This window comes from Methylobacterium sp. UNC300MFChir4.1 (genome assembly GCF_900110155.1).
Taxonomy (GTDB): domain Bacteria; phylum Pseudomonadota; class Alphaproteobacteria; order Rhizobiales; family Beijerinckiaceae; genus Methylobacterium.
On record NZ_FOCS01000020.1, the window covers coordinates 79,023 to 97,138 of the forward strand.

At 67.1% G+C, this 18,116-nt stretch carries 20 protein-coding genes; 10 read left to right on the forward strand and 10 right to left on the reverse strand.

All coding sequences use genetic code 11. The features are described 5' to 3' along the window. Positions 1-273 precede the first annotated feature (273 nt). A complete protein-coding gene (locus tag BMY19_RS30575; protein WP_139215676.1) occupies positions 274-858 on the forward strand; it encodes a hypothetical protein in 585 nt (194 codons plus the stop codon). Positions 859-944: 86 nt separating this feature from the next. On the opposite strand, the gene BMY19_RS23045 is transcribed toward BMY19_RS30575, so the two are convergent. Continuing rightward, positions 945-1,421: a hypothetical protein gene (locus BMY19_RS23045; RefSeq protein WP_100253057.1), complete on the reverse strand. Its 477-nt coding sequence runs from the start codon at positions 1,419-1,421 to the stop codon at positions 945-947. 98 nt (positions 1,422-1,519) lie between these two features. Here BMY19_RS23045 and BMY19_RS23050 point away from each other — a divergent pair, with 98 nt between their 5' ends. Next, complete coding sequence (locus BMY19_RS23050) at positions 1,520-1,864, forward strand: hypothetical protein (RefSeq protein WP_139215677.1); 345 nt, start codon at positions 1,520-1,522, stop codon at positions 1,862-1,864. Positions 1,865-1,961: 97 nt separating this feature from the next. On the opposite strand, the gene BMY19_RS30580 is transcribed toward BMY19_RS23050, so the two are convergent. Both BMY19_RS30580 and BMY19_RS23055 read right to left on the reverse strand, forming a co-directional pair. Then, the gene (locus BMY19_RS30580) at positions 1,962-2,600 is read right to left on the reverse strand and encodes a hypothetical protein (RefSeq protein ID WP_139215678.1); all 639 of its coding nucleotides are present in this window, start codon (positions 2,598-2,600) and stop codon (positions 1,962-1,964) included. Between the two features lie 64 nt (positions 2,601-2,664). Further along, positions 2,665-2,856 carry a hypothetical protein gene (locus tag BMY19_RS23055; protein ID WP_348529860.1) on the reverse strand — a complete coding sequence of 64 codons (192 nt, stop codon included), beginning with the start codon at positions 2,854-2,856 and terminating at the stop codon, positions 2,665-2,667. Positions 2,857-3,012: 156 nt separating this feature from the next. On the opposite strand from BMY19_RS23055, the gene BMY19_RS23060 reads away from it, so the two are divergent. From BMY19_RS23060 to BMY19_RS23075, 4 genes are all read left to right on the forward strand, one after another. Then, a complete protein-coding gene (locus BMY19_RS23060; protein WP_100253060.1) occupies positions 3,013-3,303 on the forward strand; it encodes a hypothetical protein in 291 nt (96 codons plus the stop codon). A gap of 86 nt (positions 3,304-3,389) precedes the next feature. After that, positions 3,390-3,671: a hypothetical protein gene (locus tag BMY19_RS23065; protein WP_100253061.1), complete on the forward strand. Its 282-nt coding sequence runs from the start codon at positions 3,390-3,392 to the stop codon at positions 3,669-3,671. Between the two features lie 58 nt (positions 3,672-3,729). Continuing rightward, the gene (locus BMY19_RS23070; protein WP_100253062.1) at positions 3,730-5,013 is read left to right on the forward strand and encodes a hypothetical protein; all 1,284 of its coding nucleotides are present in this window, start codon (positions 3,730-3,732) and stop codon (positions 5,011-5,013) included. Positions 5,014-5,090: 77 nt separating this feature from the next. Next, on the forward strand, positions 5,091-5,498 hold the full coding sequence (locus tag BMY19_RS23075; RefSeq protein WP_100253063.1) for a hypothetical protein: 408 nt from the start codon (positions 5,091-5,093) through the stop codon (positions 5,496-5,498). Between the two features lie 264 nt (positions 5,499-5,762). Here the strand turns inward: BMY19_RS23075 and BMY19_RS30585 are convergent, their stop codons facing one another. Then, on the reverse strand, positions 5,763-5,960 hold the full coding sequence (locus BMY19_RS30585; RefSeq protein WP_139215679.1) for a hypothetical protein: 198 nt from the start codon (positions 5,958-5,960) through the stop codon (positions 5,763-5,765). A 991-nt stretch (positions 5,961-6,951) separates the two neighbouring features. On the opposite strand from BMY19_RS30585, the gene BMY19_RS23095 reads away from it, so the two are divergent. After that, the gene (locus tag BMY19_RS23095; protein WP_210186928.1) at positions 6,952-7,314 is read left to right on the forward strand and encodes a hypothetical protein; all 363 of its coding nucleotides are present in this window, start codon (positions 6,952-6,954) and stop codon (positions 7,312-7,314) included. A gap of 250 nt (positions 7,315-7,564) precedes the next feature. Here the strand turns inward: BMY19_RS23095 and BMY19_RS23100 are convergent, their stop codons facing one another. Both BMY19_RS23100 and BMY19_RS23105 read right to left on the reverse strand, forming a co-directional pair. After that, positions 7,565-7,795: a hypothetical protein gene (locus tag BMY19_RS23100; protein ID WP_100253067.1), complete on the reverse strand. Its 231-nt coding sequence runs from the start codon at positions 7,793-7,795 to the stop codon at positions 7,565-7,567. A 158-nt stretch (positions 7,796-7,953) separates the two neighbouring features. Then, positions 7,954-8,379 (reverse strand): hypothetical protein, encoded by a 426-nt coding sequence (locus tag BMY19_RS23105; RefSeq protein WP_100253068.1) that lies wholly within the window; start codon positions 8,377-8,379, stop codon positions 7,954-7,956. A 65-nt stretch (positions 8,380-8,444) separates the two neighbouring features. Here BMY19_RS23105 and BMY19_RS23110 point away from each other — a divergent pair, with 65 nt between their 5' ends. From BMY19_RS23110 to BMY19_RS23120, 3 genes are all read left to right on the forward strand, one after another. Beyond that, complete coding sequence (locus BMY19_RS23110; protein ID WP_100253069.1) at positions 8,445-8,648, forward strand: hypothetical protein; 204 nt, start codon at positions 8,445-8,447, stop codon at positions 8,646-8,648. 433 nt (positions 8,649-9,081) lie between these two features. Next, positions 9,082-9,498, forward strand: coding sequence for a GlcG/HbpS family heme-binding protein (locus tag BMY19_RS23115; protein ID WP_100253070.1), 417 nt, complete (start codon positions 9,082-9,084; stop codon positions 9,496-9,498). Positions 9,499-9,644: 146 nt separating this feature from the next. Beyond that, complete coding sequence (locus BMY19_RS23120; RefSeq protein ID WP_100253071.1) at positions 9,645-10,193, forward strand: hypothetical protein; 549 nt, start codon at positions 9,645-9,647, stop codon at positions 10,191-10,193. A gap of 1,296 nt (positions 10,194-11,489) precedes the next feature. On the opposite strand, the gene BMY19_RS23130 is transcribed toward BMY19_RS23120, so the two are convergent. Genes BMY19_RS23130 through BMY19_RS23145 form a run of 4 tightly spaced genes read right to left on the reverse strand, consistent with a single transcriptional unit; the run spans position 11,490 to position 17,859 of the window. Then, on the reverse strand, positions 11,490-13,748 hold the full coding sequence (locus BMY19_RS23130; protein WP_100253073.1) for a hypothetical protein: 2,259 nt from the start codon (positions 13,746-13,748) through the stop codon (positions 11,490-11,492). A gap of 1 nt (position 13,749) precedes the next feature. Continuing rightward, positions 13,750-16,248 carry a transglycosylase SLT domain-containing protein gene (locus BMY19_RS23135; RefSeq protein WP_100253074.1) on the reverse strand — a complete coding sequence of 833 codons (2,499 nt, stop codon included), beginning with the start codon at positions 16,246-16,248 and terminating at the stop codon, positions 13,750-13,752. A gap of 12 nt (positions 16,249-16,260) precedes the next feature. Beyond that, positions 16,261-17,229, reverse strand: a complete 969-nt coding sequence (locus BMY19_RS23140; protein WP_100253075.1) for a hypothetical protein — start codon at positions 17,227-17,229, stop codon at positions 16,261-16,263. A 3-nt stretch (positions 17,230-17,232) separates the two neighbouring features. Then, complete coding sequence (locus BMY19_RS23145; RefSeq protein ID WP_100253076.1) at positions 17,233-17,859, reverse strand: GNAT family N-acetyltransferase; 627 nt, start codon at positions 17,857-17,859, stop codon at positions 17,233-17,235. Positions 17,860-18,116 lie beyond the last annotated feature (257 nt).

Below are 18,116 nucleotides of genomic sequence, written 5' to 3' on the forward strand. Positions count from 1 at the left end.
ATGCCGATACGAATCAGGCATGGAGACCTGCGGATGAAGGCCTGCGTTGTATGCAGCGAGCCCTTCGAGGCGAAGCAGGCACATCAACGGTACTGTTCCGGAAATTGCAAAAATCGCGCTTATCGGAATGGGCTTGCGATACCTGCGCCTATCGATACAAGGCCTACCCGCAAAGCCAAATGCCCCAATTGTCAGAAGACATATAGAACAATTCACACTACAAAACTGTATTGCTCAAATAAATGCAAAATTAAATTTGGCGGTATTCTAAGAATGGGCCGCAGCTTAGAGAAGCGCGCGGCCGAGGGAACCTTTGAGCCGCATCGAAGCCGACGCTGGCGTCAGGCGTACAGCTCAGAAGAAATCGCTGCTTTGCGGGCCGATCCACGATGTATGCTTCCAAACCGGAACCTGCGCTCGCAATGGAAGAAATGCCACGAGCTTGGCATCCCGCGCGACCACGATCTGCGGGTGGTTTACGAGCGGCCTCCAGAGGTCAGTGCCCGTGCTCGCGCTCGCATGAAGCAAAATCCTGAACAGCTCAGGGTGTACTGGCGACGCAGCAACTTCCGCCGCAGCGTCCGCAAAGACCCGGAAGGGGTTCTGGATGAGCTACGCTGCCTCGCGCGCGGCCACCAGCATGCCGAAGACATCATCCTCGAAGGCTTCGCCACCGTCCTCCGCCTCGCCGTCCCAGCAGCCGAGGCGTTCAAAATTGCGAAGGCCGAGGTCAACCGCACATCGGCCCAGCCCTTCAAAGAGCAGTCGTTCAACCCCGATATCGATTACGCGGCTCGTGAGACCGGACGCCAGGTCGCACGGGCCTCCGACATCAGGGCTGCACGAGGGGAGGGGTGATATCGTTACCGCCTGCTCGGCCCTGCCGCGACGGGTTCTCTGGCAAACCGCGCGCTGCAATGATGTGGTTGCCTGGCGGACCGATGTTAGAGCTGATCTTCGACCTCCGTGAAAAACCCCTGCGCACCCGCAACCCAAGCTTCCAGCCCAGCGTCGCCATCCTCCTGATGATCGCCAAACCACACCTCGGCGGCCTCGTTGTGCGACATCTGCCCGTCAGGATCGAGAGCGTCCTTCACAGCTCGCCAGAGGTCGTTGACCCCGTGGTCGAACAGGTTGAGATCGATTTTGTCTAGCTCCTTCAGTTCCGCGAACGTGGCCTTATCGGCGGCCCAGTCGCGACCTCGCTGAATAGCTCCGGCGTCCCGCTCCTCAAAATGCTGCGCCTTTGACGCCCGCAGGCGCTCGATAGCCGTCTGCATGTTCTGACCCTTCCGATGGTTGAACGTGGCTAGGGCTGTCTCGAAGGCCGGGCGAGCGATGTCGCTCCAATTGAGAGCGTCCCCCGCCTCGGTCATGCGAGCTTTCAGCTCGTCGCTCACGTAGATGCTGACGCGGGCCATGGCTTACCTGTGTGTGCGCACAAATGCAGTTATATGCGCATAATGAGGCGGCGCAAGGATAAATGCGCATATTATGCGCATAGACGCAGGAGGGCGGTTTGAGTGAGTCGGTCTGGCCCGGCGGCGGGATGCGAAAGGCGACCAAGGAAATCTTGGACATCGCCAAAAATGCCGTGTTCGTCGGCGGCGTCGAGTACCTGGCCGACAAGACCGGATCCAGGTTCTTGTGGTGGGTCTATGCCGCCCTGTTCGGTGTGCTGCTGCTGTACGTGAACAGCTACACGCAGGGCCCGGCGGTGGCGGGCTGGATCGTGCAGCGGTGGCGATGGGGGCAGCGGCCCGCAAAGGTGGCCGGCTGGACCCTGACGATCCTGTTCCTGTTCGCCTTCATCGTGACGACGGATCAGGCCATCAACGCGGTCGCGAGGGCCCAGGCCAGATAGGGGCTTACCGCCTGTTCGCCCTGGCATGGTCAAAACAATCGAGGCCAGGCAAGCCGTGATGATAGGGCCGCCCGGCCGATCTCACGCCGTAAATTAGTCACCAATATAGCCGGAGACTTGTTTCACCAGACGGAACGAAGGCGATATTAACCCTAAGAAAAACGTTGCCCCACTTAATGTAACGAGATGCTGTCGCTTCATATGTATACGGCAATGCAGGTGATCTAACGTAGAACAGGCTCAACAGCACGGACAATCCACCATCTATCGCTGTGATGTTCCAATCAACTCTGTGCCCCTGCCCTGATCTAAAGCCTGTCGGTTTGATGTCTTTCAATGGTGATGAACGAAAATAGACCCAAGGGTATTCCTGTAGATCTGGCGGGCAATCTGCGAAGGTCACGCCCTGCGCGATTGGACCGCCACGATCGCCAGTTAGGTGAGATAGCATCTTGCTTGGGTGAAAAGAAACGTGAGGCCTCGCCACGAGTTGATCGTCGCCGTCAAGCGCGCTGCCATCCTCTGATATTCTGCGAATTTTGAAATTGCGATCAGAAGTTCCGACAGAGACGGACTTATCTTTTTGAAGGCCAATCCAAAACAGACGTTTTTCTGCGGCCCCATCGAAATAGTTAATGTTTAGAACGGAAGCCTCCGGAAGAGGATCCTCTTTCCAATCAATCAGGCGGCGATCCGGCCAAAGAACCACGCGGCGGGTAAGAAGACAATCAATCACCGCTTCCGCTCTCGAAACTGGATCCCGGCGCCGCCGTTCTCATGAATGAACTCCGGTCCAGTAGTCATTGCTCTGCCCGCAGGCGCACGCCAGGGCGCCCGTGGTTCAGAAATTCGACACCGGCAGCCTCAAGCGCGGACTGGACGGCCCGCACCGTGTCGAGGCCGCTGGTCAGCACGTTGGCGCCTTTCCCCTCCATCGACCGGATGGTGTTGGCGCTGACGCCGGACCGCTCCGCGAGGGTGACTTGATCCATCGCAACGAGGCTCCGAGCTGCGCGGAGCTGATTGCCGGTCGATAACATCACACCCTCGGTTGTTTTTATACCCATTGCCCTGTTGGCTACAACAAGGCATGGGTATTATACCAAGTCCATAGGCGGTAGCAACCGCCCCAAAGTGGACTGCACCCGATGTCCCACCGAACCGTCTCCTGGAACCGCATCTCCCGCTCGCTGCACGACAGCCGGCCCGCCATCCCCGCCGGCATGCTCGGCGCCCGCGCCCTAGTGCAACTCGGCGCTCGCACCCGCCCCCTCGTCGTCGCCGGCCGCTACGACCGCGCCGCCATCATGGCCGCCGCCTGCAAGGCCGCCTCCGGCATTCAGGAGCGCTGCGGTGTCTCCCGTGCCGAGGCGATGTCCTCCGCCCTCAAGGCCACCTGGCAGGTCGCCAAGGCCGCCCACCGCGCCGCTGCACACTGATCCCATAGCCGCGCCGGCCTGACCGGCGCCCAAACCCCTTCGCCACCACCGACCCACCGCCACGAGCCCTCACCGGAGCCCGAACGATGACGCACGTCCGCATCCCCGATTTCTCGCAGCCCGTCCCGGTCCGAAGCAGCAGTTCCCGCACAGGCCGTCGCCGGCTCTCGGCCGATGGCCGCTACCTCAACCTGCCCAACGAGCCCGTGCCCGGCGGTATCGAGCCCTGGCAGGCCGTGACGCCTGTCCGGCCGGACACGGCCCACAGCCGTAGCCTGCGCTTCCTCGACATGGCCGGCGAACTGCTGGCCGCCATCGCAATCATCGGCGGCGGCATGGTCCTGACTGGCCTCGCCTCGCTCCTCTGACCCGATCCGCACCCCGAGCGGGCCGGTCGCCCGCTCCCTCACCCCCGAGGATCCCGCGATGCCCTTCCGCATGTCCCTCAAGAAGCTGATCCGCCGCGATCCCGTCGACGGCCTGCGCGAGCGCGCTGCCGAGCTGAGCGCGGACCTCGCCCGCGTGTCTCACCATCTTGCGCCGGAGGCCGTGGTGCCCGGCCCCCCTGCTGCTCAACACATCCGATCGCCTAGTACAGCATCTCCATCGATCGAGCCCTCACCGGTGTTCGTCGCCATCGCCGACGCCACCAGGGCTGCCGCAGTCGATGCCCTGTCCGATGCGCGAGTATCGCTCGAGCTACGCCGCGCTGTCGAGGTTCATCGAGACGCGACCATCGCCATGTTGCTTTGTCCCGACGAGAGCAACGAGGCCAATGACCCGCTGTGTGCTGCCGTGGAGGCAAGCGGCGCCAACCTCCGCAGCGTGCCCGCGCGGTCGCTTGCCGATGTCCGATGCAAGCTGGCGCTCTTGCTGCCCGAGATCCTGCCGGACGTGAACGGCAGTACCCCGACCGCCTTCTTGCAGAACATCCGTGAGGACATCGATCGGCTATCGATCGCCGCGCCCGATACTTCTTACCCAGCCCCCACCGCTGACAGTCAGACGGAATTGCCCGAGGCGATCATCCAGGGCTGGGCGGCATGGGGCGCTACCCTCGGCGCGTGCAACGATGAGGGGGAAGGTAGCGACGCCTACAATCGGGCGTGCGAGCGCCGGAACGACCTTCTCGAAACCGCCGAGTCGCTGCCAGCGACGATGGAGAACATTCAGGCCAAGGCTCTCGCCCGCCTCTGGTTGGACTGGGCTGAAGATGAGCGCCCAGGCCAGCCGCGCGAGACCTTCAGGTTCGCCGGGAGGTTGGCCTACGATGTGAACGCCGCGATCATGGGGCAACCGGTGGCAGCATCTCCGCCCCGTCCGTCAGGATCAGACGTCATCAGCCTCGTCGGCATGCTCGATCTCGCGTCCGCCTCACTGGAGGATTTGCAGGCGCTCCGTGATGTCGCCGACCTCGTGGGTGGCGTGGCCTACGCCACGGTGTGGACGGACCGGTGCAGGGCCCATGGTCCTGCCGCTGAACACAACGCCGCCGGCAAGCTGATGCAGTGGCTCGGTGAGGCCCTGACCGACGTGGAGACCGCGGCCGAGAAGGAAGCATCTCGCCGCGTGCCGGACAACCGGAACGACCGCGAGACCCGCCTGTCGATGCTGGCCGCGGGCATCATCGACAACGGCGACCCCGAAAGCATCGAAGAACTCGCCTGCGAACTGCTCGCCCACGCCAAGGTCGAGCGAGGCGAGGGCTGATCGCCCCTCTCCGTAGCTGTGCGTACCGCCCTGGCAGACCCCGCCGGGCCTTCCTCATCACCCGAGATCAGAACACCATGGGCGACGTGCTCCAATTCACCCCGCGTCCGAAACGAATCGCTTCCGAGCACATGCCGTCGCTCGCTGGAGCCGATCTACGTGCCAGCCTGGAGGAGGCGGCTCAGACCGCCCTGGACGCAGCGGACCGCATCATCGCCGTACTCGACCGCATGGACGGAGACACGGACCGCGAGGACGGCGCCCACGCTGAGCCCTCGCTGGCCGCTCCCGAGAATACCGCCGGCTCGCAGGTCGTCTACATGCGCGTCGGGGACCGGGATCGCGAGCAGGAGGCAGCAGAGACCGCGCTGCCGGAGATCTCGGTCAATCCGCAGCCGGTGGCCGAAATCCTACCCTGGCGCGGTCGCGGCAACGTCATCGCGGCGGCCGGCTCATTTCTCGTCGACCTGCTGGAGCGGGCCTGATGCCGACCGCAATCCAGATCCGGTCGGCGCCCGAGAGGCGCCTGTCGTGGCCGGATACCGCCCGCCTGCTGATCCTGGTGGCGCGGGTGCGCATTCTGGACCTCCGAATGCATACCGTAATTCGACATGGCTCCGGCTTCGCCGACGACCGGCTACTGCACCTGATGCGGCGGTGGCTGGCGCAGCACGAGGCGATCAGCTCCCTGCTGCCGGGCGTGGCGGAGCCCCGGCACGTCGCAGAGGTACGAGCAATCCTGCGAGGTCCTAATTCTCGTCCCGAGCCTGAAGATCGTCGCGCTTTGTGAGCAGATCATCGAGGTGCCGCCGATAGATTTCGATGCTCGCTCGTTCGCGGTTCGCGCCTTCCGTCGACAGATTTGGATTGCCGAGAGCCTGGATCGAGATCCGAACGCTTTCCTGTAAAACGGCGATCTCGCGGTCGACCTTTTCAAGTTCGGTCATTATCGCCCCAACGCTGACCCAGCCGTGCCGCTGACTCGCTGAGGATTATAGCAGCTGCGAACCCTCCCGCAGACCTCCTTATTGGCGTACCTTGTGACGAACGGGGGCAGGGGTACGCCAATGACCGAGCGGCGAGAACTGTACCGAAGCCCGAACGGAGATACGTGGTATCTCGGACGCGAACCCCAGAGCGGCCGAGCCTTTATCATCCATCAGCCGAATGCTCCTTCTGGCGGTCGGCTGTCTCACATCGAGTTGGGTGCCTTCCTGCGAGGAAGTGCCGGGGGACCGGAGCATCAGGCTTTGCTGCGTCTGATCGGGACACTCGTGGACGTCCCGCCGTATGGAGATCGCGCTTGAAGCTACGCCGCCGGTGAGCGCGACGTTGCAGGCAGTGCCGCGGCCCTTAATCCTCTGCCAGGAAGCGTAGGTCGTCCCGCAACGTCAGAAGCGCGCAGAGGCGCCCCCCGATTAGATCGAGACCGGCGTGCTCACGATCTATGGCCTCCGGCGTGATGTTGGGGTCCGCTATCGCGAGCCTCGAATGACGGACGCGGGCCCGCAGCAAGGCGATGTCGCGCTCAACGCTCTCAAGCTCGGTCACAGGCCCCTCAACGTTGACTCAACAGTGCCGCCCGGCCGACACGGACCGTTCCGGCGACATCAGTATGACAAGCCTTACCATCGATCCGCATTTTTCAGCACCATCGCAGGGCTGCCGAGGGGTAGCGGTCGACTTCGGCCGAAGCGACCCCCGCGGGAATTCTCGCGGGCGGTAGGTTTGGCCGAGCCATGCGGTGACGGTCTGCGGCCGGTCGTTATGACGAACGGAAGCGGAGCTTCTACACCGAGCCTGTCTTGGAGGCCCTGGCACTATAAGGACTATCTTTGTCGCCTCCGGAAGCGCAGGGTTCTGGTATCACCGCATCGGCTCAAACAGGCTTCGGTGGCTGAGGGTCTGTACCCCCGCCTGCAACGGACAGGCGAATTCATGGCCAAGCTTCTTAAATTCCCTACACAACCGCGTTCGCATCACGCCGGACGGATCTATCAGGTCAACAAATTTGCCAAGAACGGCGGCATTTTGACATCACAATCCATTACGGCTCGCAACGACACTGATGCTAAACGAATAGCCCGGGGCCTGCGCGACGAGCATCGCACCGAAGTCTGGTCGACCAACCGCTTCGTCGCGCAATTCGGACCACTGAGCATCCCGGTTGCGACTTGGATCAAGGCGCTGGAAAAACGGCAGACGATTGACCTGTGGAAGCTGAGCCCAAAAACCAATACAGTGCCACTCCCAATCAAGGGCACCGACTCAAGAGCCGTGAAGAATATCGATTGTGACTGAGATGGTAATTGAAATCTGAGGCGGCTGATATGGCAGATCACAGCCGCCCGTTGATATGCCCTGTAATGCGAAAGCTGATCATCATGATCGCCCGCATGTCTCAGTCCCCTGGGCTTCGGGACCATGAGCAGTTGATTGATCTACTTATGGACCTCGAAGCTGAAGCCATAGCGAGGATGCTCCTGGGTGGACTCTGGAGGCTATCAGAGCCACGCGGTTGAAGCTGCGCATCGAGAGCCTGATACCGAGATTACCGAGTATCCGCGGACAATGAGCGGGGCTGGATAGCCATTTGATTGGCCAGTCTGGTGATCTCATCAAGCGCGATGCGGATATGATCCACCTGCGCGAATATCGCGGCCGCGTCGAGCTTCGCAGCGGCGTCAGAGGACCACCATATCCCGTCGTCGACGAGGCGGATGAGGTCATTAAAGCGCTGATTTTGCAGCGCTAAGGCATCAATCGCGTCCTGACTGGTCACGGTGTTACCTCCCACTTCTGCCGGTGACTATACGCCTTCAGGAGCAGGCGCGGGAGAATATCTCGGCACGAGCTATCTGCTGTAACGACCAATGCGTCGACAGACATGCGATCCCCTAAACTTATAGCCAAGCCTACACCATTGGTCTCTACCAATCTTCACGCGCAGGGGTCACTGAACAGGTCGCCGAGCGCCTTCCGCTGGAACAGCGTGCGCCAGCGCCGCCGCTGATGTTCTGGCCGGTCATGGATCATGTGGCATCGCTGGCAGAAGGCCGCGAGGTTGGCGTCCGCGTTGTTCGAGGTGTCGTGGTCCCGATGGGCTGCGGCTAGGATCACCCGGGTCCGGCGGGCACGGCCGAGGATGTCAGCTTCCGCGGCGATCCGGATCCGACGGCCCCAGCCATCGCGCCACCGGCCGGCATCCGCGTCCCACCATCGGCCGTCGCCGAGGTGGTAGACCACCCGCCCGTGCGGCCGCCCGCAGCTCTCGCAGCAGCCCTTCGCCCGGCCGAACCGGATCACGGCCGAGAGCTGCGCCCAGTCGATGGGATAGAAGAAGCGATGCTCGGGCCGGATCGGCATGGTGGTGGCACTCTGCCACCGGTTGGGGCGAAAGCGTAGCGGCAGAAGGCTGCTACGAATGGCATATGGACCTGTCCGACCTTGAGTTCTGGGCTTTCCTCGCGGTGGCGATCCCAGGCCTGCTCCTGCCGGTCATCATCGTTTGGTGGAAGGGCCGACCCATCGTCCTGATCGCCCTGCTCAGCCTCGTGTTCTGGCCTGGCGCGCTGATCCTAGCGTTTCGACTGCAACGTCGGCCGGCCGAATTGAAGCTGAAAGCCGAGGAATAGGTTAGCCGGGCCATGGTGTGGGAGCGCACCTAAGCGGATCTGCCGGCCTGACTTATGCAGCTGCCGCGGCCCTGACCGGTTGCGTGCTGCGCCGCAAGTCCCTAGTTTGGCACTGCGGGACAGCGATGGCGTCGCCGTCCCGCAGCCTTTCTTGGGCGTTTCCTCCCTAGACTTCAGGCCGCTCCTTGTGGGCGGCTTTTTCTTGTCCGGGGCGCGGTTCGTAGCTGAATGCCACTAATAGCACAAGCACAATTGTGCGCCACCAGCTTACAGGTAGCGTTTTCTTGCAGATCTTGAGCTAGAATATATCTGGATCCTCGCCACCCCTGGGATCGGGTCGGCCAGCACGGCCAACCCTACGATCCGCAGGAGGAGTCAGCGTTCCGGGGCGGGTAGTTCAGGGCTTCAAACGCCCGTAATCCGACGGTGTCCCATGCATCAACGTAACTGCCTTGATGCGTCCGACGTGCGCATCCTCATGGCTGCGGGTCGCGCAGAGGCTGAACGGCGCGGCCTTCCGGTGGCGTTCGCGATTGTCGATGAGGCAGGCGTACTACTCGCCCTTGAACGCCTCGACGGCGCGCGGCTTCACACGCCGGAGGCAGCTTGGTTGAAGGCTCGGACGGCCGCGATCACGCGCACGTCGACCCAGGACCTACAGGGGGCGGTACAGGCGAACGCGGCGCTTCTGGCTTTTCCAGATCGCCTACCTCTGACGGGTGGAGTGCCGCTGCTGGTCGGCGACGAGATCGTGGGCGGCGTCGGTTCGTCCGGTGGCGAGCCCGAGGACGATCTAGCCGTGTGTCACGCCGTGTACGAGGCGCTCCGACGGCTGCCCCTCCCTGGCTGAGCAATGGTATGTGCGGCCGGGCAGGTGGAGCGTCGCTCGGAAGCTGCAAACCGGTGTGAGCCTTCTGGCAGCGTCAGCTGCAAGCCCAGGCTCTGCGGAAAGCGTGACGCCTCGACAGCTGTGCTCGCCATCGTCATCTTGAGCATATGCCTGACCATCGAGGCCAGACCTACGACCCGCAGGAGCCCTCACCACGGGGCGGCTGGTTCCGCCTGGAGGAGAGGCCGTACCCCGAGCGGCTGGACCGGGCGTTTCGGGTGGCGGCGGCGGCGCTCGGCGTCATGGCAGCGGCCACCCTTCTGGGCGTGATCCTAATCTATGCGACCAAGCCGCTGAACGACGGCGCGGGGTATGCCTGGCTGGCTGCCACGCCCGTGATGGCAGGAGGCCTCATCTATGGGGCCGTCCGCGCCATCGGCATGCTTGCCGTCGGCGTCTACGGCACCGTCCGTGATGGGTCCGAGTTCGTGGTCGACTGGCGCGCCGTGCGCCATGACCTGCCGCTGCGCCGGACCTGGATCGTCGTCATCGAGGGCGCGCTGCTGCTGGCCGCCGGCGGTGTCTCGCTCTGGGGCCTGCTGCTGTTCGTCCGGCAGGGCGAGGCATTCGGCCTTGCCGTGCTCGTCGTCGTGCAGCTCATGACGTACTGGCCGCTGATCCGCCGGAGGATCGCTGCGGGCCGGACGCGGGGTTAGTATCCCGCACCCAGCGGCGCCAGGACACGCCCCGCCGAACTGCCGGCCGACACGGCATAGTCCGGAGGCGGCAGGACCAGCCGCGGTGCCCCGCCCTCAAACGACCGCCGAGCCGATGCCGCGCCGAGACCGCCCATGATCGCCCGCGTGCCGACCTTCGCCCCGTAAGTGCCAGCCGCCGCGCCGAGGCCTCCTACCTTGAACGCGATCGCGCCCGCGATAAGGTCGACCGCCTTCGCCACCGCCTTCTGTGCCGCCTCGGCACCCGCACCCGTGCGCATCGTCCCGTCCGGCCGGATCGTGCTGGCCAGCGCCGTCGAGAACCGCCGGAAGTGCCCCCGCTCCTCCGGCGAGAACAGCGTGGAGGCCACCCCCTTGCCCGCGCCGTCGGTGAAGTCCCGCAGGGCGCCGACCGTCTTGGCCGCCGACTGCCCCTGATCCATGAGCCGCTGCACGGCCGCCTGCCGCAGGCCTGCCCATTCCGCGCTATCAGCCCCGAGGAAGGCCTTGGCCGCCAGCGTCTCGTTGGCTGCCCCGGGCTTGGCACCGAGCGCCCCCGAGCCGCCGAAGATACTGCGGGCGACGCTGTTCGGGTCGAAGCCCGTGCGCTCCAGGTCGCTCGCCCAGGTCGGGACCGGCATCCGCGCGCTCTCGGCCTGCTGCACGGCCCCACGGAGGCGGCCGAGACCGTTCCGCTGCCCCTCCGTCAGGAACGGCAGGAGCGTGCGCCCCTCGCCCCGCAGCAGGTAGTCCAGCCGCTGGCCGAGATCCCGGCCTTCGCCGCCAAGATGCCGGGCGATGAGCCCCCGCTGCACGGCCGCCCACGGCTCGCTCTCGGCGCCGACGGCATCGCGGAGCCGCGCGAGGGTTTGCGCCTGGCCGCCGGTCACGCGCCCGCTGCCTGGGCTCCCGAACAGCATGGCCGCGACTTCGTTCGGGCTCGCATCCCGCTCCACGATGCGCCGCAGGTTCGCGCCGGCCGTGTCGCCCTGCCCGCGAGGCTTGAAGGTCTGCTGGTACTCCCGGAACAGCCCGCGCGCCCGCTGCATCGCCTCCAGGGGAGCCGTGTCGCCGATGGGTAGCGAGTCGCTGGCCGCGCGGGCGGTGGCACCATCGAATGGGATCGCGTCGGGCGCCGCCCGCGACGCGCCTACGCCGTCACCGGGCCCGCGCGATAGCACGGCGGCCTCATAGGCGTCGGCGCCCGTATCGTGCTCCCCCCGGAAGAGACGCTGCGCCGCGTCGTCGAGATGGCCGGGATCCATGTCTCGGGGATGCACCCCGACCGAGGCGAGATCATCGACCACCTGTTGCCGGAAGGGGGCGACCCGCTCGGCATAGGCGGCATTCTCGTCCGCAAGATCGCCAGCGGCCCGGCGCGCACCGATGCCAGCCTCCTCGCCCATCCGCACGGCGGGCCGTCCGCCAGTGCGCTCGGCCTGGATCGCGTTGCGCGCCCAGTCCGCCACGTCTCGCGCGGAGGCGGCGCCATCCATGCCCGGCGGTAGGAAGCCCTCTTCGGCAAGCCGAACCCTGATTTGGTCCCAGGACGGCGCCCCGTTGCGGGCGAGCGTCCCCTGCCCGGGGATGTAGGTGCGGTGGAAATCCGCTGCGCGCGCCTCGGCATCGAGCGGCACGCCGCCCTCGCGGGCGAGGAACCGCGTCAGCGTCTCGGGCTCTGCCGTGCGCGTAGCAGCCCCGCCAGCGGCGGACGGCGCCGCGAACCCGGGGAAAGCCGTCTCCGGCCACGTCTGCAGCCCTGCCGCCCGCCTGCTGGCCGAACAGCCCGACCGACATCGCGTCCTGCGCATGGTTGTCGAGTTCGGCGATGATCCGATCCACAGCCCGGCGGTCGGTCGGGTTCTGCCCCGTCGTGCCGCGGTAGGCGACGAGGCGCTTGCGCACCTGGTCGAGCTGCTGGAGCGACGGCCCCTCGCCTGGCTGAAGGTTGAACAGGCCAGGCAGCGCATCAAGGTCGCTGATCGCCCGCGTCGCGGCCGGCGTCAGAACCGGGTTGAGCGGCACGTCGGCTCCGAGACGATCGCGTACCCGAGACCCGAGGCGGTCGAGCGCGCCCGGCGCGAACGTCCCGGGGATTTGCGCCACCTCGTCATAGGCAGCCCGGTATCCGGCTCTCCCTTGCGCCGCAGCGTCTCGCACCCCCTGCGCGGCAGCGCTGGCCCCGTCGAGCGCATCGGTCCCACCGCGCTCGCGCACGGCCCGCAGGGCGTCATCTAAGCCGCGCTGCGCCACGCTGGCTCGTTCGGCCTCGGCCTGCGCCGCCTGCCGCGCCCGGTCCGCGACGGCCTCGTAAGCCGCCTGAGGGTTCTCGATCCGGTCGAACGACCCTGCGGCCATGCCCTGAAAGCGGTCTCGCGCGCCCGCGAGGGCATCGGCCTGCCGCGTGCCGAACTCCTCGCCGATCGCCTGCGCCCGGGGACCGGACTGACCGGCCAGCGCCCGCCCTTCCTCCGCGAGGGCTCGAGGATCCTGCGTCGCCTGCCCCCGAGACAGCGGCAGGCCGAACTCGGCCGCCTGCGCCTCCCGCAGCGCCGCCGGGGTCTCGCCCTTGGCCGCGAACGTGGTCTCGATGTGCTGGGCCAACTCCGGCGGCAGCCTGTCGGCGTCGAGCCCGGCGTTGATGAGCACCGCCCGGGCCCGCGGCGTGAACCCGGTTTCGGTCGCCACCGCCCCGCGCCCGAACCGGGCCAGGATCGGCTCCAGGGCCTTGCTCGTCGCGGCGATGACGGGAGGCGCCACCTTCTCGACGATGGGGCCGAGGATCGCCCCGCCGGCGGCGCCATAGCCCGCGCCTTCCAGGGTCTTGACCGGATCGTGGCTACCGATCGCGGCGGCGGCCCCGCCGTAGCCCGCGCCGGTCAGGCCGTAGCGCGTCGCCCGCGCCGCGATGTTGGCGCCCTCCGCGACGGGCAGGCCGGGCATGAGGGGTGTCGCCGCGACGGCGCCGACCAGTTCGCTCGCGACGGCCGTCTTCGGGTTCTGCCGCTCGTAGGCGCCCTGCAGGTCCCGGAACCGATCGTAGTTCTCGGCGAAGGTGCGCTTGCCATCGCCGTAGCCTGAGATGCCCGGGACACCTGCGCCTTCGAGCATTCCGAGGCCGGTCGCGACCCCCGCGGCCGCGTTCCCTGCGATGTTCAGGCTGGCACCCTGACCGGCCCCGAACAGCGCTGCCAGCGCCGTGTTGCCCGCCGACGGCTTGCCGATCAACTCCTCATCCGCGGTTCGCCGCATGCCGCCATACAGCGCATCGGCCGCCTTCTGGTCCTGCGCGATGGACGGACCGCCCGTACCGGAAGCATCGACCCGCGGCGCGGCCTCGGCACGGGACATCGGTGGCGCGACGTCGAACCGATCCGCGAAGGAGGCGGGGGCTTGCCGCGAGGCCTTGAAGGAGGCGAACTCGGCCGGGTCGAACGCGTCGGCCACCGGGACGGCGGCCGGAGCGGGCCCAGCGTCCCGAGCGCCGCCCGAGGCCGCCAGTCCCGACTTGAACGCGGCGAACTCAGCGGGATCGAACGCGACACCACCCGCCATGTCAGTACCCTTCTGAATGAAGCTGCTGATAGGCCTGCGCCTTGCTCATCCCGGAGCCGACGAGCTGACCGAACCGGTCGGCCGCCGAGGCCGCGCCGGGGCGGTTTGAAGGCGACGGTGGCGGGAGGGCCGCCGTACCGGAGCGATTGCCACCGTCGACGCCCTGCCGCGCGCCGGCCGCTGCCGCAGCACCACCGCCAGGCCGGTAATAGGTGCCCTCGCGGATCTGGTTCGCCCGGTCCGCATTCTGCTGCATCCGCAGCGTCGCGGCGTCGATCGCCCGCTGGTAGACCTTCACCCGCAGCGGGTGCGGAAGGCTTGAGGAGCCCGCCACGTCGAGCAGGATCTTCCGCTCGCCCTCGGTCGGGTTGCCACCGAAGATGGATTTCAGGTTCGTGAGCGCGTTCGTGGTGACGAGGTTGTCGAGTTCCTGTGTCGCCTGCCCGCGCTCCTGGCCGAAGGCGCTCATCAGGTCGCCGCGCTGCTTCGCAAAGGGGCCGCCGTAGGCCTGCTCCGACAGCTTCTTGGCCTGCTCCAGCAGTCCGATCGACGACTGCGCCGAGATCGCCGCGTTGTCGGCGTCCTGGATCGCCTTCTTCTCGGTCACGGACATGTCGCGGTCCGCGCCCACCTTGCCGGTGGCCACGTAGGAGCGCCATGCGGGCGAGTTCTCCTCGAGGCCAAGACTGGGCGCCGCCTTCCGGCGAGCCTCGATCGCCGCCGAGATCTTCGACGCCTCGTCTTCCCCCCTGTCCGTGGTCGGTGCCGTGAACACCGGCTGGCGGGTGACCGGATCGAACACCGTCGTGCCGGCCGGGACGTTCGTCAGCTTCGTGTCGTCGGCCCGCGGCGCCACATAGAACGGCGTCCGCTCGCCCGGCGCGAACACGGCCTGCCCAGGGCTGGCGGTGAACGGCGTGAGCGGCTTCCGCAACTCGTTCTTGAAGTCGATTAGCGAGCCGGTGAAGCCCTGGTTCCGGGCGACCATGTACTGCTTCACGTCGTCGGGAAGGCGGGTCTGCTGGATCTCGTTGTCGAGCAGGGTCTTCACGACGCTGGCGCCGGCATCCGAGAGCCCCGGGAGTGCCGCCACCCGCATCAGGATCGCGATGCGCTGCTGCGACCCCGGAGGCGCCGCGCTGACCGCCTGCGCAGCCCCGGCCGGCACTCCAGCCTGCGCAAGATGCTGCGGGGCCTGCGCCGAGACCTGAGCCCGCGCGTCCGGCGAGATGGCTCCTGCCTCTGTCGGAGCGGCCGGGGCCGCGGGCGGCGCCGAGGGATCGCCCGGCAGGGTCATGACACGCCCGCCCGGAGCCCCACCGCCAAGGGCCGAGACCGGAAGCGGCCCGGCGGTCGACGTGCGGCTGCTAGGGTCCGACGACGGCAGGGCCTGCGGTGCTCCACCGCCTGGACCAGGCGGGATCACGAACCCCGCATCCTGCGCGGTCGGCGCCGGCATGTCGGCACGCGGATCGAGGCTGGCCGTCTGTTGGGGCACCATACCCATGCGGCGCTCAAGTGCCTGCGTCTGGCCCTCATCGTCCGCGAAAGCGACGGGCTGCTGCGGCGGGCGAGGCTGGGCCTGGGGCACCCGATCCGGGTTGAAGCCGGACGCCGCAGGCGGCAAGCCTGGGCTGGCGGAAGCCTGCCGAGATGGGGAAGCGCCGCCCCCGCCGAACGACCGGGCAAAATCGTTCATCACCTGCCCGGCCGATTTCGGCGAGCCGTCGCGACCGAAGAACACGTTCCGGTTGGCGGCAACCGCCCTGGGGTCGGCGTAGCTGGCCGCGGGCGCGTCCGGGTTCTGCATCGCGCCGGCGATGAGCCGCGGGCCGCCGCTCGAGCCGAGGAAGTGCAGCGCGTACCGTGTGGCATCGTTCACCGGCAGGCCAGCCCTACCCAGGATCGCCTCGTTGTCAGCCGTGTGCGCCCTGGTCGCCGCGATCATCTGCTGCGGGTCGATGCGACCGTCCTGTCCATTGCCGACCGGCGTCAGGTTCAGCTCGGGGTGCTGGCGAGCGGTGGCGTTCCACGTCGACGGGATGAACTGGCCGAGCCCGCGCGCGCCGGACGTGGAGGCCTGCGCGTTCGTGTTGAAGTTGCTCTCGCGGCGGAACAGGCCAGTCAGGTAATCGCCCTGCGGCCCGCTCCCGACATCCAGGAACGACGGCACAGCCCCCGAGCGCGGGGCGCCCGCTGCCGAACCATCAACGGGAGCGCCTTGCGGACCGGCGACGCCGAACCCACCGCTACCGCCGTAGAGGGCAGCGAGCGCGCCGACCTCCTGCGAGGTCTGCTTCTGCTGGGCCTGCGCCTGGCCCAGGGCGAGGAGCTTGAGCCCCGTCGTCGGATCGCCAGCATCGAACGCCGTTTTCGCTGCACCCGTGAGGTTGCCGCTCTGGAATTGGTCACCCAGCGCCGCCAGAGCATTGCGCTGAAGGCCCTCGTCGTAGGCCTTCCCGATGCCGGCGACGCCCGTGTAGAATTCCCCGAAGCTCATCCGCTGCGCTCCTCAGAACCGGGGGATCGGCGAGTAGCCGAAGAGGTTGGCAAGCCCGCTGCCCGCCCGCCCCATGAGGCTGGTAGGGCTCGCGCCGCCCGAGAAGACGTTCCCCAGCGAGGAGATGCCACCCGCGCCGCCCAGGCCGCCGGCCGCGAGGTTCGCGACGCCGAACAGGGCGCCGAGGGCATTGCCGCTCGCCTGCGTCTGCCCCTGCGCCTCACGATCGTTCGAGTTGACCAGTGCGTTCGTCGTGCTGTTCGTCAGCCCCGCAATGCCCTGGCCGATGCCCTGCTGCACGCCCGCCGCCTGCCCGAGCGTGCCGGACAGAGCCGCGCCGCGCCCGGTAGCCAGCCCCGCGGAGGCATTGCCGTACCCCTGCGAGGCGTTCGCCAACGCGCCAAGCGCGCCGGCCTGCCCTTGCACGCCCTGACCGTAGGCCTGCGCGCCCTGGCCGAGGCGGTTCACGAACTGCCCGTAGGCCTGATCGGCCAGGCCGGTCGCGGTGTTCAAGATCCCGGCGGTCGCGTTGCCCCCGGCGAGCCCGCCGCGCGAGGCCGCCGAGCGCTGTACCGCGCCCAGCGCCTGGTTCATGCTGAACTGGTAGCCCGGATCCGTCTGAAAGGCGGCGGTCGCCCGGGCCTGTCCGCCCGTCCCGTTCGCGCCGATCGCGTCGTTGTAGAGGTCGAACGCGCCCTTCCCGGCACTGGCCATCGGTTCGTAGAGCGACTGCAACGCGCCGAGCGTGCTCCGCGTGTCCGCGTACCCGCTGGTGAGCGCGTTGCCTGCCTGATCGTAGCCGCGATCCAGCACCTGGAGGCTGCCAGCTTGCCCCGGGGCGCCCAGCAGGTACTGGAGCGCGCTCTGCCCGGAATTCATCAGGGCGCTGCCGCCCTGCTGCTGTCCGGTCGCGAGGGCGTACTGATTTCGCCGGTTCGCCGTCGAATAGGCGTCGCCGGTCAGAGCGTCGAAGATTCCCATGGCTCAGTGCACCTTCAGGGAGTGGACAGGCCCGAGATCGCGATCCGGGGGCGGGGAGGGGGCGTGCGGCAGCCAGGGGCAGGTGCGAGCCGTCATCACCCAGACGGCTGCATCAACGCCGTCGCCGAGCGCATCGCGGGCCGTGCCTTCGTGGCGGAAGCCTGCGCGGCGCAGCAGCTCGGCAAGGTCGGTGCGCTCGACCGGGACCCGTGCCACCGCCCGCCGCAGGCCGAGCATCCCGAAGGCCCAGTGCGACACAGCGCGGAGCACGGCACGGGACATGGCGCCCCGCATCCCGACCACGATGAGCTCGGCCTCATCGGGCGGCCGAGGCGCTGAGAGCACGAACAGCACGCCTTGCTCTGTGTCTTCGCGCCAGCAGCGCACCCACACCGGCACTGAGCCGAGCTCGCGACCGGTCCCGCTTCGGATCCATTGCAGGACGGCCACGAAGCTGTCGGTCACGGAATAGAATGTCCGGGCCGAGACCTCGCCCCTCACGCCGCCGTCGAGCTGGCGGGCAATGGCATCCTGCGCCCAGAGGGGGTTCACCAAGGCCGGATCGGTCGGCGCGTCGGCGGCGAGGGCCAGGACCTCGCCGAGGTCGGGGCCTTCGGTCTCATCCGCCATCACGCGGCGACCTTCATGGCGCCGGCTGGGGCCGAGGGCGGCGGATCAGGCTGATCCGATGACCGCGCATTGAGCAAAGCCCGCAGCTCGCGTCGCAAGAATTCCGAGACCGTTGTGCGGTCACGCTCAGCCGCCGCCACGATGGCAGTCTGCAACTCCGGCTCGCACTTGACCTTCAGGAGAGTGTGAAATCGCGCCGGACGCATGTCGTTCTACTCCATTGCTTCCCGAGCAACCGAATAGAACACGCCAGGGTC